Source organism: Pectobacterium odoriferum, from assembly GCF_009931295.1.
Taxonomy (GTDB): domain Bacteria; phylum Pseudomonadota; class Gammaproteobacteria; order Enterobacterales; family Enterobacteriaceae; genus Pectobacterium; species Pectobacterium odoriferum.
On sequence record NZ_CP034938.1, the window covers coordinates 4,236,631 to 4,249,937 of the forward strand.

At 51.0% G+C, this 13,307-nt stretch carries 11 protein-coding genes; 3 read left to right on the forward strand and 8 right to left on the reverse strand.

The window, feature by feature from the left end; genetic code table 11:
* Nucleotides 1-5: 5 nt before the first annotated feature.
* Nucleotides 6-947 carry a bifunctional riboflavin kinase/FAD synthetase gene (ribF, locus tag EO763_RS19075; protein WP_161529899.1) on the reverse strand — a complete coding sequence of 314 codons (942 nt, stop codon included), beginning with the start codon at nt 945-947 and terminating at the stop codon, nt 6-8.
* 426 nt (nt 948-1,373) lie between these two features.
* On the opposite strand from ribF, the gene rpsT reads away from it, so the two are divergent.
* Entirely contained in the window at nt 1,374-1,637 is a 264-nt protein-coding gene (gene rpsT, locus EO763_RS19080) for a 30S ribosomal protein S20 (protein ID WP_010306720.1), read from the forward strand.
* Nucleotides 1,638-1,731: 94 nt separating this feature from the next.
* Here the strand turns inward: rpsT and nhaR are convergent, their stop codons facing one another.
* The 4 genes from nhaR to dnaK all read right to left on the reverse strand — a co-directional run bounded on the left by nhaR (nt 1,732) and on the right by dnaK (nt 7,305).
* On the reverse strand, nt 1,732-2,637 hold the full coding sequence (nhaR, locus tag EO763_RS19085; protein ID WP_161529900.1) for a transcriptional activator NhaR: 906 nt from the start codon (nt 2,635-2,637) through the stop codon (nt 1,732-1,734).
* Between the two features lie 32 nt (nt 2,638-2,669).
* A complete protein-coding gene (gene nhaA / locus EO763_RS19090) occupies nt 2,670-3,866 on the reverse strand; it encodes a Na+/H+ antiporter NhaA (protein WP_161529901.1) in 1,197 nt (398 codons plus the stop codon).
* A gap of 286 nt (nt 3,867-4,152) precedes the next feature.
* Nucleotides 4,153-5,289 (reverse strand): molecular chaperone DnaJ, encoded by a 1,137-nt coding sequence (gene dnaJ, locus EO763_RS19095; RefSeq protein ID WP_161529902.1) that lies wholly within the window; start codon nt 5,287-5,289, stop codon nt 4,153-4,155.
* 108 nt (nt 5,290-5,397) lie between these two features.
* Nucleotides 5,398-7,305: a molecular chaperone DnaK gene (gene dnaK, locus EO763_RS19100; protein WP_107333481.1), complete on the reverse strand. Its 1,908-nt coding sequence runs from the start codon at nt 7,303-7,305 to the stop codon at nt 5,398-5,400.
* 483 nt (nt 7,306-7,788) lie between these two features.
* Here dnaK and satP point away from each other — a divergent pair, with 483 nt between their 5' ends.
* Nucleotides 7,789-8,364: an acetate uptake transporter gene (satP, locus tag EO763_RS19105; RefSeq protein ID WP_010300482.1), complete on the forward strand. Its 576-nt coding sequence runs from the start codon at nt 7,789-7,791 to the stop codon at nt 8,362-8,364.
* Between the two features lie 112 nt (nt 8,365-8,476).
* On the opposite strand, the gene EO763_RS19110 is transcribed toward satP, so the two are convergent.
* Entirely contained in the window at nt 8,477-9,814 is a 1,338-nt protein-coding gene (locus tag EO763_RS19110; protein ID WP_039490701.1) for an MFS transporter, read from the reverse strand.
* Between the two features lie 127 nt (nt 9,815-9,941).
* Nucleotides 9,942-10,529 (reverse strand): molybdopterin adenylyltransferase, encoded by a 588-nt coding sequence (mog, locus tag EO763_RS19115; protein ID WP_039490700.1) that lies wholly within the window; start codon nt 10,527-10,529, stop codon nt 9,942-9,944.
* A gap of 389 nt (nt 10,530-10,918) precedes the next feature.
* On the opposite strand from mog, the gene EO763_RS19120 reads away from it, so the two are divergent.
* Complete coding sequence (locus EO763_RS19120) at nt 10,919-12,007, forward strand: GGDEF domain-containing protein (RefSeq protein ID WP_161529903.1); 1,089 nt, start codon at nt 10,919-10,921, stop codon at nt 12,005-12,007.
* A gap of 76 nt (nt 12,008-12,083) precedes the next feature.
* Here EO763_RS19120 and tal read toward each other — a convergent pair whose 3' ends face one another.
* Entirely contained in the window at nt 12,084-13,037 is a 954-nt protein-coding gene (gene tal / locus EO763_RS19125) for a transaldolase (RefSeq protein WP_161529904.1), read from the reverse strand.
* Nucleotides 13,038-13,307 lie beyond the last annotated feature (270 nt).

Genomic DNA, 13,307 nt, shown 5'->3' on the forward strand with positions numbered 1-13,307 from the left:
AAAAATTAAACCGGTGTCTTTAACCCGAAGAACGTCCGGGCTGTCACCACATCATCGGCGATTTGCTGTTTTAACGCATCGAGCGAAGCAAAACGCTGTTCATTACGGATTTTTTTACGCAGTACAACTTCAATATGACGACCATAAAGGTTCATCGTCACGTCCAGCAAATGCACTTCAAGCTGCTGGCGTTTGTCACCATTTACGGTTGGACGCGTGCCAATATTGGCAACGCCCGGTAGCGATTCTTGCCCCAGTCCATAGACGCTGACGGCATATACGCCGCTGACAGGGGAAACCTGACGCTTCAGCGGCAGGTTGGCGGTAGGGAACCCAATGGTTCGCCCTAATTCTTTGCCATGTTCCACGCGCCCGGAAATGCTGTAAGGATGGCCCAGCAGGCTTTCTGCCAGCTCGAGTTCATCACGGCTGAGCGCTTCACGTACGGCAGTGCTGCTCACCCGTTTGCCGCTATTACAGAATGAATCGGTGCTGATAACATCAAATCCCGACTCACGCCCAGCCTTCTGTAATAACAGGAAATCTCCCTGACGACCAGCCCCGAAACGGAAGTCATCCCCCACCACCAGAAACTTCGCGCCCAACTTCTTCACCAGCAGAGAAGAAACAAACGTCTCGGCATCATTGGCAGCAAAACGCGCGTCGAATCTGACGCACAGCAGATAGTCCACACCAGCCTGCGCCAGATATTTCACCTTGTCACGCAGACGTGTCAGTCGTGCGGGGGCTTTTTCCGCCGCAAAAAGCTCCAGCGGCTGTGGTTCAAAAATCATAACCATTACCGGCAGCCCACGAGCGCGACCTTCCTGCTTCAGTCGTTCAAGCAGCATTTGGTGTCCGAGGTGCACGCCGTCAAAATTACCAATAGTGAGCACACAGCCGTAATGGTGTGCCCGAAGATTGTGTATACCGCGAATTAGCTGCATGGCTGGCCCAGAACAAAGGGTTAAAATTATGGAAATCGGCGGATTATACCTTGTACAGCGAGTAAGGTTAACCCGCGATTCGCGCCTTTTGCAGACACCTTGTAAATCATGCCAATATTTGCACGTTTTTTAGCTGAATCATCGATGGGTGACGCCCAGACGTAGAATATCCGGGCAGCGGACGCTGCCATATAATCCGACTTTACTGAGAGTAGACAGGGTTTTATCAAATTCAGAATGAATTTCTGCTGTGAAAGGCTGTATTCCACCGCGTGAAGCTGCTAAAATCCTGCGCCATCACAACGTAACAAGTGTCGACGTACAAACGACGCTTATTTGCACAAATCCATTGACAAACGAAGGCTAAACGAGCATATTCCACGGCCTTTGAATTGTCCTCGATTGAATATATTTGGGAGTTGGACCTTGGCTAATATCAAATCAGCTAAGAAACGCGCCGTACAATCTGAGAAGCGCCGTAAGCATAACGCAAGCCGTCGCTCAATGATGCGTACTTTCATCAAGAAAGTATACGCGGCGATCGCTGTTGGCGATAAAGAAGCGGCACAGAAAGCATTTAATGACATGCAACCGATCGTGGATCGCCAGGCTGGTAAAGGCCTGATCCACAAGAACAAAGCTGCACGCCATAAATCCAATCTGGTTGCGCGCATCAACGCCATGCAATAATCACGCATCTGCGTGTTGTTGCTAAGAAAAAACCGGCCTAGGCCGGTTTTTTTGCGTCTGTGCTTTTCGCGACAAGCGCTTATCCATCGCCTCACTACAAACCCGTAGCTCTGTCACAGAAGAGCGCTGAAAAATCCGCGTTACAGACACGTTGCACCGCCGGATGCTGGATCATTCTGGCCGCAAAAATCGCATAATACTCGTCCTGAATGTTCTCGATCCTTCCGATCTCGACGATATCGCCCTGCTGGTAGATTTCATTGGCATACAGCGACGGCGCAACAAAAATAGCGTCATTATTAATACCAAACGCAGTCATCAGCGCCGCATCATCAAACTCGCCCAAAATAGTCGCCTGAATATTCTGCGCAGTAAACCAGTTCAGCAATTTTCGTCCCAGCATGGTTCGCCGCCCAGGAATCAACAGCTTACGCGTTTCCAGGCAAGCTGGAAAATCATACGCGGGCTGCGGACGTTTACAATAAAAGCTCACGCCACACTCGCCCAGCTTGATTGAAAACAGCCCTTCCTGCTGCGTGGAATCCACCGGGCAATCCGACAGAATCATATCCAGCTTATGTTGGCTGAGCTGTTCCAACAATATTTCATGTGTCGATTCAAAACAGCGTAAATGGATATGTTCCTGCTCCGTTACCACCGTTTCCAGCACCCTGCTCACCAGCCGTTTGGACAATGCATCTGCCACACCGACATCGAATAACAGGTTCGATTCTTTGCGGTAGTTCACAATATCCAACATTTCCTGGCTGAGCTGGAACATATTATCCGCATAGCGAAAAACAAGTTGCCCCAGCTCCGTCGGTTCCAGCCCCCGTCCCTTGCGCTTGAAGAGCTTGCCTTGCAGACGCTCTTCCAGGCATTTGATTTGCCCAGTAATCGTCTGCGGCGTTAAGAACAGCGTCTCTGCCGCACCAGCAACCGATCCCGACTTATAAACCTGCCAGAAATAATAGAGATGATTAAAATTCAAATGAGACACACCCGCCCCCTCTTCGCGCCTCCGGCATACCATCAACCCTTACACGGCTGAATCGCCTTGTCCAGCGTAGGCAACACCCCGCGGAGCGCCAGATAGCCAAGCAGCGCCGCTAGCCCTGACGCCAGTAAGATTCCCAGCTTGGCATAGGTAATCAATTCCGCATCGCCGCCAGAGAACGCCAGCAGCGTAATGAATATCGACATGGTAAAACCGATACCACATAGCACTGACACCGCTACGATCTGGCTAAAGCAGACGCCAGCAGGCAGACGAGCGTAGCCCAGCCGGATGGTTAGCCAACTGAACAAGGTAATGCCCAGCGGTTTACCAATCAGCAACCCAGCGGCAATGCCAAGGCTCAAAGGGGAAAACAGTTTTTCCAGCACAATCCCCTGTAGCACAATGCCTGCGTTCGCGAAGGCAAACAGTGGAATAATCAGAAACGCGACCCACGTTTGTAAGCCATGTTCCAACGTGATTGCCGGAGAAGATTCCCCGTTGGACGTACGTAAAGGAATAAAGAATCCGACAATCACCCCAGCTAACGTCGCATGAACGCCACATTTCAGAATGCAGACCCACAAGACGATCCCCACCAGCAAATAGGCGGAAGTTTTACCAACCTGCTGCCTGTTCATATAGGCCAGTGCCGCAATCGCCAGCACCGCCCCGCCCAGCGCAGGCCAAAAGATCTGCTGCGTATAAAACAGGGCAATGATCAGGATCGCCCCCAGATCGTCAATGATCGCCAGCGCCAGCAGGAAGACTTTCAGCCCAGCAGGAACACGTTTGCCCAATAGCGTCAGCACACCAATGGCGAACGCGATATCTGTCGCCGCAGGAATCGCCCAGCCAGCGCGCGTCACCTCATCATTGGCGTTGAAAAGCAGAAAGAGCAAAGCAGGAAAAATCATTCCGCCTACCGCAGCCGCCAGTGGCAGCATCGCCTGTTGGCGGCTGGCTAACGAGCCTTCGATGAGCTCGCGTTTCACTTCCAGACCAATCAGCAGGAAGAAAATCGCCATCAGGCCATCGTTAATCCACAGCAGCAGATTCTTATTGATTTCCAGTGCGCCAAACCGCATTTCCACCGGCATCATCAGGAATTGTTGATAGCCAGCAGCAGTCACAGACAAGTTGGCAAACGCGATCGCCAAAACCGTTGCCATCATTAGCATCACACCCGCGGCGGCATCCAATCGAATAAAGCGACGAATCATTGTTATCATTGACTTAATCTCCCATCAGGCACGAACGCCAGTACCGTGCGCTCGCTTTCTTGCTGGCAAGATTACGTGATCTAACCACTCGTTAAAAGCAGATTAAAACTGGCTTAATCATCGTAAAAAACGATCTATTGAATTGAGGCTACTAGAGTATAGGAATAAAAAAACGTCGGGAGCGTTTTTCAACGTTGCGAAGCAACCGCCGCAAGGTGACGGACAAGGATGTCCGTCATAAAAAAACCGGCAGGTTTACCCCACCGGTTTCTTATCACGTGTTAACGACAAACCATTAACGGGTCAAATCATCGAAAAATTTCTTCACGCCATCAAAAAAGTTTTTCGAGCGTGGGCTATTTCTCTCACCAGACGGGCCACCGAAGCTCTCATCAAGCTCTTGCAGCAGTTGTCTTTGACGTTCGTTCAAATTAACCGGCGTTTCTACAACCACACGGCACAACAGATCGCCCTGCGCACCGCCACGTACCGATTTCACGCCTTTGCCACGCATACGGAACAGTTTCCCGGTTTGCGTTTCCGCAGGCACTTTCAGCTTCACGCGGCCATCCAGCGTCGGGACTTCAATCTCGCCGCCTAATGCTGCCATCGCAAAGTTGATCGGCACTTCGCAGTACAGATTGTTTTCTTCACGCTGGAAGATCGGGTGCGCTTTAACCTGCACCTGAACGTACAAATCACCTGACGGTGCACCGTGCTCGCCCGCTTCGCCTTCACCAGACAAACGGATACGGTCGCCAGTGTCCACACCCGCCGGAATTTTCACCGACAGCGTTTTGCTCTTCTCTACGCGACCATGACCGTGACATTTGACGCACGGATCTTTAATGATCTTGCCGCGCCCATGACAGTGCGGACATGCCTGCTGCACGGTAAAGAAGCCCTGACGCATCTGCACCTGACCATTACCATGACAGGTCGGACAGGTGGTCGGGGAACTACCCGGCTTCGAACCGTTGCCATGGCAGACATCACACTCTTCCAGTGCGGGAATACGGATCTCTTTGGTGACGCCACGTACAGCTTCTTCCAGCGTCAACTCCATGTTGTAGCGTAAATCGGATCCACGGCTCGCGCGCTGACGGCGACCACCGCCAAAGATGTCTCCGAACACGTCGCCAAAAATATCACCAAAATCAGCACCGCCGCCGCCAAAGCCACCGCCGCCTCCGCCCATACCACCTTGCTCAAACGCCGCATGGCCATACTGATCGTAGGCTGCGCGTTTTTGCGAGTCGGTAAGGATCTCGTAGGCTTCTTTGATCTCTTTAAACTTGGCTTCTGCCGCGCTATCACCCTGATTACGATCCGGGTGGTACTTCATCGCCAGACGCTTGTACGCTTTCTTTATTTCGCGCTCATCCGCGTTTTTAGCAACGCCCAGGCTTTCGTAATAATCTTGCTTCGCCATTTCTTTTCCTGCCCCTCAACATGCGTGCACGGGCGCAGAGTTTCCTCGACGCCCGTGCTGATTGCCAGCAATAGCCTTGTGGCTGCTACTGCGCCCGCTCAAGGGCGATTACTTTTTATCTTTTACTTCTTCAAATTCAGCATCAACGACATCGTCGTCGCGACGAGCAGAGGCATCATCAGCGCCACCTTCAGCACCTGGCTGTGGCTGAGACGCTTCCAGCAGCTTGCCAGAAACCTGAACCAGCGCCTGAATCTTCGCTTCGATTTCTGCTTTGTCTTCGCCTTTCAGCGCGCTTTCCAGCGCTTTCAGTGCGTCATCAATGGCAGTTTTATCATCAGCGGCCAGTTTGTCGCCCACTTCTTCCAGCTGCTTACGCGTGCTGTGCAGCAGGTGATCGCCTTGGTTACGAGCCTGAACCAGTTCTTCAAACTTACGGTCAGATTCTGCGTTCGCTTCTGCGTCGCGTACCATTTTCTGAATTTCTTCTTCGTTCAGACCAGAAGATGCCTTGATGGTGATTTTCTGCTCGCGACCGCTGTTTTTGTCTTTTGCAGAAACGTGCAGGATACCGTCGGCGTCGATGTCGAAGGTAACTTCGATCTGTGGCATACCGCGCGGCGCAGCCTGAATACCATCCAGGTTAAACTGACCCAGAGATTTGTTGTCATGCGCACGCTTACGCTCACCCTGCAGAACATGGATCGTTACCGCAGACTGGTTGTCTTCCGCCGTTGAGAACACTTGGCTGTGTTTCGTCGGGATCGTGGTGTTTTTAGCGATCAGCGCCGTCATCACGCCGCCCATGGTTTCGATACCCAGAGACAGCGGGCTTACGTCCAGCAGCAGAACGTCTTTCACATCACCAGACAAGACACCGCCCTGAACCGCAGCACCGATGGCAACCGCTTCGTCTGGGTTCACGTCTTTACGTGGCTCTTTACCGAAGAAGTCAGCGACTTTCTTCTGCACCAGAGGCATACGCGTCTGACCACCAACCAGAATCACGTCCTGAATTTCAGAAACGGACAGGCCAGCATCCTGCAATGCCACTTTCAGCGGCTCCAGAGAACGGTTCACCAGCTCTTCTACCAGTGATTCCAGTTTTGCACGCGTCACTTTGATGTTCAGGTGCTTAGGACCGGTCGCATCCGCCGTGATGTACGGCAGGTTAACGTCAGTCTGCTGTGCAGAAGACAGCTCGATCTTGGCTTTTTCTGCGGCTTCTTTCAGACGCTGCATTGCCAGCGGATCATTGCGCAGGTCGAAACCTTGCTCTTTCTTAAATTCGTCAACCAGATAGTTGATCATGCGGCTATCGAAGTCTTCACCACCCAGGTGAGTGTCACCGTTGGTTGCCAGCACTTCGAAGGTTTTCTCGCCATCAACTTCATCGATTTCGATAATGGAAATATCGAACGTCCCGCCGCCCAGGTCGTAAACCGCGATGGTGCGGTTGCCAACTTCTTTATCCAGACCGTAGGCCAGCGCAGCGGCTGTTGGTTCGTTAATGATACGTTTGACTTCCAGACCCGCGATACGGCCGGCATCTTTCGTTGCCTGACGCTGTGCATCGTTGAAGTAAGCGGGTACGGTGATAACCGCTTCGGTGATGGTCTCACCCAGATAGTCTTCCGCCGTTTTTTTCATTTTTTTCAGCACTTCAGCTGAAATCTGCGGCGGAGCCATTTTCTGATCTTTCACTTCCAGCCATGCATCGCCATTATCTGCCGCGATGATTTTGTACGGCATGATGTTGGCATCGCGCTGAACTTCTTCGTCTTTGAAACGGCGGCCAATCAGACGCTTGATAGCAAACAGTGTATTTTTCGGGTTGGTCACTGCCTGACGTTTAGCCGGTTGGCCAACCAGAGTTTCACCATCTTGCGTATAAGCAATGATTGAAGGCGTGGTGCGATCGCCTTCGCTATTTTCCAGTACTTTTACCTGAGTACCGTCAATAATCGCGACACAAGAGTTGGTTGTACCCAGGTCGATACCAATAATCTTACCCATCTAAACATCTCCACTAAAAAGTCATATTCGGTATGGTGGTTAAACCTACTGTGCGGGCGAAATGCCGTTTTTCAACAAGATTTCTCGTTTTCTAACAACACACCCTCGTTTTTCATCAGCAGCACACGTTTCATTCTCATGCTAACCACCGATGTAACGGCCCGACACACGCCTTTGCGGCAGGTCAAACTGTTTCGGTTGGAAATAAGATGGGGCCAACATTTCTATCATCAAGGGGGGAAGATGAAAAAAAATGACCTTTATCCCTCGTACGATCAAACTATTCTGCCTTCCCTATGTTGTGTCCGTTCCAAACGCCCGATATGATGCCGCGCCCGCCGCAGAAATGGGAACATTTCCCTACACAATGGCGGGCAATAACACCTAAACGACACCTATCCCAACGTGATTGGCGCATTCGCTAACCTTAATGCCGCGCCCGACGCGAAGGGACTATTAATAATCTGTTATTGCAGAGGATTTATGAGCACGAACACGTTGGCAAATCCTGGTCCATTAGGACTGATGGGCTTCGGGATGACCACTATTCTGTTGAACCTGCACAACGCAGGCTTTTTCCCACTTTCTTCCATCATTCTCAGCATGGGTATCTTCTACGGCGGTATTGCCCAAATTCTGGCTGGCCTGCTGGAATATAAAAAAGGGAATACGTTTGGCGTGACGGCGTTTACGTCTTATGGCGCATTCTGGCTGACGCTGGTTGCCATTCTCATGCTGCCAAAAATGGGTCTGGCGGAAGCCAGCGACGCTCAGTTCCTTGGCGTATTCCTTGGCCTGTGGGGCGTCTTCACACTGTTTATGTTCTTCGGCACCTTCGGTACCAACCGCGCACTGCAATTTGTCTTCGGCAGCCTGACCGTGCTGTTTGCTCTGCTGGCTGTGGGTAACTTTACCGGCAACCACGCCCTGCTGACCTTCGCGGGTTACGAAGGTATCATCTGTGGCGCTAGCGCGATTTATCTGGCAATGGCTGAAGTGCTGAACGAGAAGTTTGGCCGTACCGTACTGCCAATTGGTTCATGTGGCGCGTCTCACTAAGTTCTGACGCCATACCCGTACCGACAATCCTGCGTTACATGCAAACGAGCCCTGTTAGATTGACAGGGCTCGTTTGTTTTTGATGACGCGCTATTTTTTGAGAAAAGCGTGCTTAAGCTTCGACGGGCGAACGATCGCGCGCCTCGCTATCGGCCGAAACCTGCGAGTCAGCATCCAGATCGCGCTGCAAATAAATACCCAACAGCAATCCCACCGCGGCCAGCGTCAGAACATAGAATGCCGGTGCCATCGGCGTCGCCTTCATAATCAGCGTCACGAAGACAGGCGTCAGGCCACCGAAAATGGCATAGGATACGTTGTAGGAAAAAGAAATCCCGGAGAACCGCACCGCAGCCGGAAACGCTCGCACCATGACATAAGGCACGCCGCCCACCACACCCACGCTAAGCCCGACAATCGCATAGCTGACAAAGAGCAGCGTCGTACTGCTTGCTGCCGAGCTATAAAAGAACCAGCTACAGGCAGCTAGCGACAGGCTACCCACAATAAACAGCTTGCTGGCACCGAAGCGGTCAACCAACAGCCCCGCACCGACGCAACCCACCATCAGCGCAATCGTTGCCAGACAGTTCGCCTGCAATGCCAGCGCAGCAGAAATGCCGTGGACTTTTTGCAGGTAGGTCGGAGCCATCAGAATCACGACGACGATGCACGCAGACAGCAGCCAGGTCAGCAGCATTGAAACCACAACCGCACGTTTATGATTTAAGACGACAGATTTCAGCGGCAGCTCTTCTGCCAGCTTTTTCTGCTCACGCATTTCCATAAAAATGGGGGTTTCCTGCAACCAGCGGCGCAGATACATGGCGATAAGGCCGAATACCCCACCAATGAAGAACGGCAGACGCCAGCCGCCGCCAGACATCTGTTCTGGCGTCAGCACCGTGTTCAGCAACGTTGCGATCAGCGAGCCTAGCAAAATCCCCATCGTCAAGCCGGCAGTCAGCGTACCGCAGGCAAAGCCAATACGAGCGCGCGGCACATGTTCTGCAACGAAGACCCACGCACCAGGGACTTCCCCACCGATTGCGGCTCCTTGCAACACACGCATCAATAGCAGTAAAAGCGGTGCCGCAATACCAATGGCTTCATAGGTCGGCAACAGGCCCATTGCCAGCGTCGGCAGCGCCATCAGCAATATGCTCAGGCTGAACATTTTCTTGCGTCCGCTCTTATCGCCAAAGTGGGCCATGATGATGCCCCCAAGCGGACGAGCCAGATAGCCTGCGGCAAAAATACCGAACGTCTGAACCTGCCGTAGCCATTCAGGAATGTCCGGCGGGAAGAAGAGATCGCCAATCACGGCGGCAAAGAAGACGAAAATAATAAAATCGTAAAACTCTAACGCGCCACCCAGCGCAGCCAGAGACAGCGTTTTGTAGTCCTGCCGGTTCAACCGGCGAGGATGGGCGTGTTGATCCTGAGTCATAAGTTACCGTGCATTGCCAGAGTGAGAAAAGAAGAACGTCACCGCAGTGTGTAAAGTATAAATTACTATAGCGGCAAAATTTTTATACACCAGCAAAGCTGAATCTTATGTTTCAAATCGGCTAACTTCAGTCTTTTATTTCGCGCACGGCATTTTTAGGGCGAAAAGCTGCTACTACATCCGCATTCGTTTCGATGTAAGGGCCTTCCAGCAGTTGGATACAATACGGTACGCTGGCAAAAATACCGGCCACAACCACCTTGCCGTCGGCATCTTTTAAGCCTTCCAGCGTTTCCTTAATCGACTTGGGCTGTCCCGGCAGATTAAGAATCAGCGCCTGTTTACGCAGCACACCCACCTGACGGGAGAGGATCGCGGTAGGAACAAAGCGCAGGCTAATTTGCCGCATTTGCTCACCAAACCCAGGCATTTCTCGATCTGCAACGGCCAGCGTGGCATCTGGCGTAACATCGCGACGTGCAGGCCCCGTGCCTCCCGTCGTCAGCACCAAATGACAGCCGCGTTCATCCACCAACTCACACAGCGTTTGTTCAATCATCGGCTGTTCATCCGGCACCAGCCGAGTTTCCACTTCAAAAGGCGTCGTCAGGGCACTACGGAGCCAGGATTCCAGTTCTGGGATGCCTCTATCCTGATAAATTCCGCTGGAAGCGCGATCGGATACGGAAACCAAACCAATACGCAATACGTTCATAAGCACCTCAGTTTAAACAAAACACCAATTTTATCAGGATATTAACAGTTTTTAGCAAACAATTAGCTCTCATGAGGAAATTCGCACGCTGTTCGTTATTTCACGCCGAGTGCGGCATGACATTTGATAATAATTATTAAATAGCGTCTCAAAAAAACCAACGAATTACTGAAATTAATAATAACGCTATGCAATTAAAATTGCAGAATAGTTGGCGAATAAAAAAGATCGCTTACCTATTAAGAGCAGATGAAATAAGCCAATAGATTAAAGAGAAAAAGGATGATACCTACCACGACAGAACATCACGTTAAATCAAATAATATGATAAAATTAAAGTACTTCTTTAGTACCACAATAAGTAAAAAAGCCCTATCAAGGAAGTCGCCATGAACGATCTTAAGTATAAGATACTTAAACTTTTTGCCCATCCGACATACGCCTTTCTTCTGTTCGGAGCGATTTCCTTTATCTTCACCATCATTATTATGCATGAAGCCAACAAATCGACCTGGAAAACAGAACGGATAAACCTCGATACCGCGATAAAAACCTACGGTTCCTACACCAACAGCGGTGAAGTAACAGAAAGCGATATGATTCGGCACTCCGGTACTTATTTATTGTCACGTACCAGAACATTTGCCTTTAACACGCGGGATTCACGTAGCGAATGCATAAACAAGCTTTCCTCTTCCGATCTCAACTTCAACGATATGGCCGTCATTCGCACCTGCCAAAATAAACTGCCCTCGATCGGGGACTATGCAGGTAAAAACACGCTGACAATTATTTTCCCTATTCTGTCGCCAACCGATGAGTTACTGGGTATCTGGATAAGAACGACGTCAGAAAACCCACCGCCATCATTTATCCAGACGCTGTTCTCCTTATCCTCACTTCTGGTTATTACTGGCAGCGTGCTGCTCTTCGCTATTTTAGGTAGCCTGCTGTCAGTGCTGACGAAAAAATATTTAGTGGAATTACCCATCATCGCGCGGTATGACGATCTCACCGGTTATTTACGGCGAGACGCGTTCTTTCTGGCCGCCAATAAAGCCTTTAGTATCGCCAACCTGACCAAGCGTCCCGTTAGCGTCATTCTGATCGACATTGACTACTTTAAGCAGGTGAATGATAGCTTTGGGCATAGTGTCGGGGATGATGCATTAAAGTTTGTCGCTGACACCTTCAAGAAATCATTTCGCCGCGAAGATATTTTTGGCCGGATTGGCGGCGATGAATTCGCGATCGTATTACCGAATACCGGATTAGACGATGCGTACACCATCGTGGACAAAGCAAGAGAGCGCGTTAGTGAAACACCTTGTGAAACCGCCGCGGGGAAAATCAGGCTGACGGTCAGTATTGGGCTGGTTGAATACTATATCGCTGGGGAAGATCTTAGCGAGGTCATGAAGCGTGCCGATGATAATCTTTATATCGCGAAGAAAACCCGTAACGCGACGGCGAAATAGGCCTATTCCCGCCACAATGCCAAATCGCAGACAAAAAAATAGCCGGGAATCCCGGCTATTTTCATCAGCAGAATGCTTAGAGTAAATCTGCGATCATCTTTTCCAGTTTTTCCTGGTCGATAGCAAACTTACGGATCCCGTCGGCCAGTTTATCAACCGCCATTGGATCCTGGTTGTGCTGCCAGTAGAACTCAGCTTCCGTCATTTTCGCCGGACGAACTTTCACGTCACCGACGTAAGACAGCTTGCGAACCACTTCACCTTCGCTTTCTGACAGCTCTTTCAGCAGGGCTGGTGCAATCGTCAGACGATCACACCCGGCCAGTTCCAGAATCTCACCGACGTTACGGAAGCTCGCGCCCATCACGACGGTTTCATAGCCGTGCTCTTTGTAGTAGTCGTAGATTTCGCTAACAGAAACCACGCCCGGATCTTCATGCGGCGCGAATTCTTTCTTATCGCCATTGGCTTTGTACCAGTCAAGAATACGGCCAACGAACGGGGAAATCAGGAACACGCCCGCTTCAGCACAAGCGCGCGCCTGTGCAAAGGAGAACAGCAGTGTCAGGTTACAGTTGATGCCTTCTTTTTCCAGCTGCTCCGCCGCGCGGATGCCCTGCCAGGTTGAAGCCAGTTTAATCAGGATACGCTCGTTGCTGATGCCTGCGTCGTTGTACAGCTTGATCAGGTGTTTTGCCTTCGCCACGCTGGCTTCGGTGTCATAAGACAAACGCGCATCCACTTCTGTGGAGATGCGGCCAGGGATCAATTTTAAAATTTCGAGACCGATATTGACCGCCAGTTTATCCGTGGCATCCACGACCTGCTGTTTACGATCGCTGCTCTGCTCACGCGCCCAGGCAATTGCCTCGTCGATCAGCTTGCGGTATTCAGGAATTTGCGCAGCGTTCAGAATCAGTGAAGGATTGGTGGTCGCATCTTGCGGTTGGTACAGTTTCATTGCCGCAATATCGCCGGTATCAGCTACAACCGTGGTCAGTTGGCGTAGGGAAGTCAGTTTATCCGTCATGTTGGCATGTCTCGTTGTTTATACGTGGTGCTCGTGAATGAAAATAGCTCGTATATGAATCGACTTGTTATCTAATCTGGTGGCCGTCTATTTTGCGCCGAAATCTGATAATAACACGCGCACTTTCCCGTGCAAGCCAGCCTTTTCCCACTCGCCCCTGCAACGGCTGTTACACGCCGATAAGAGGCCATATTTTCCCCTTTCCGAACGCGCTGGAACGAGAAAGACGAGACGTATTATAGCTATCGCCGTTTTCTTCCGACGTTCTTG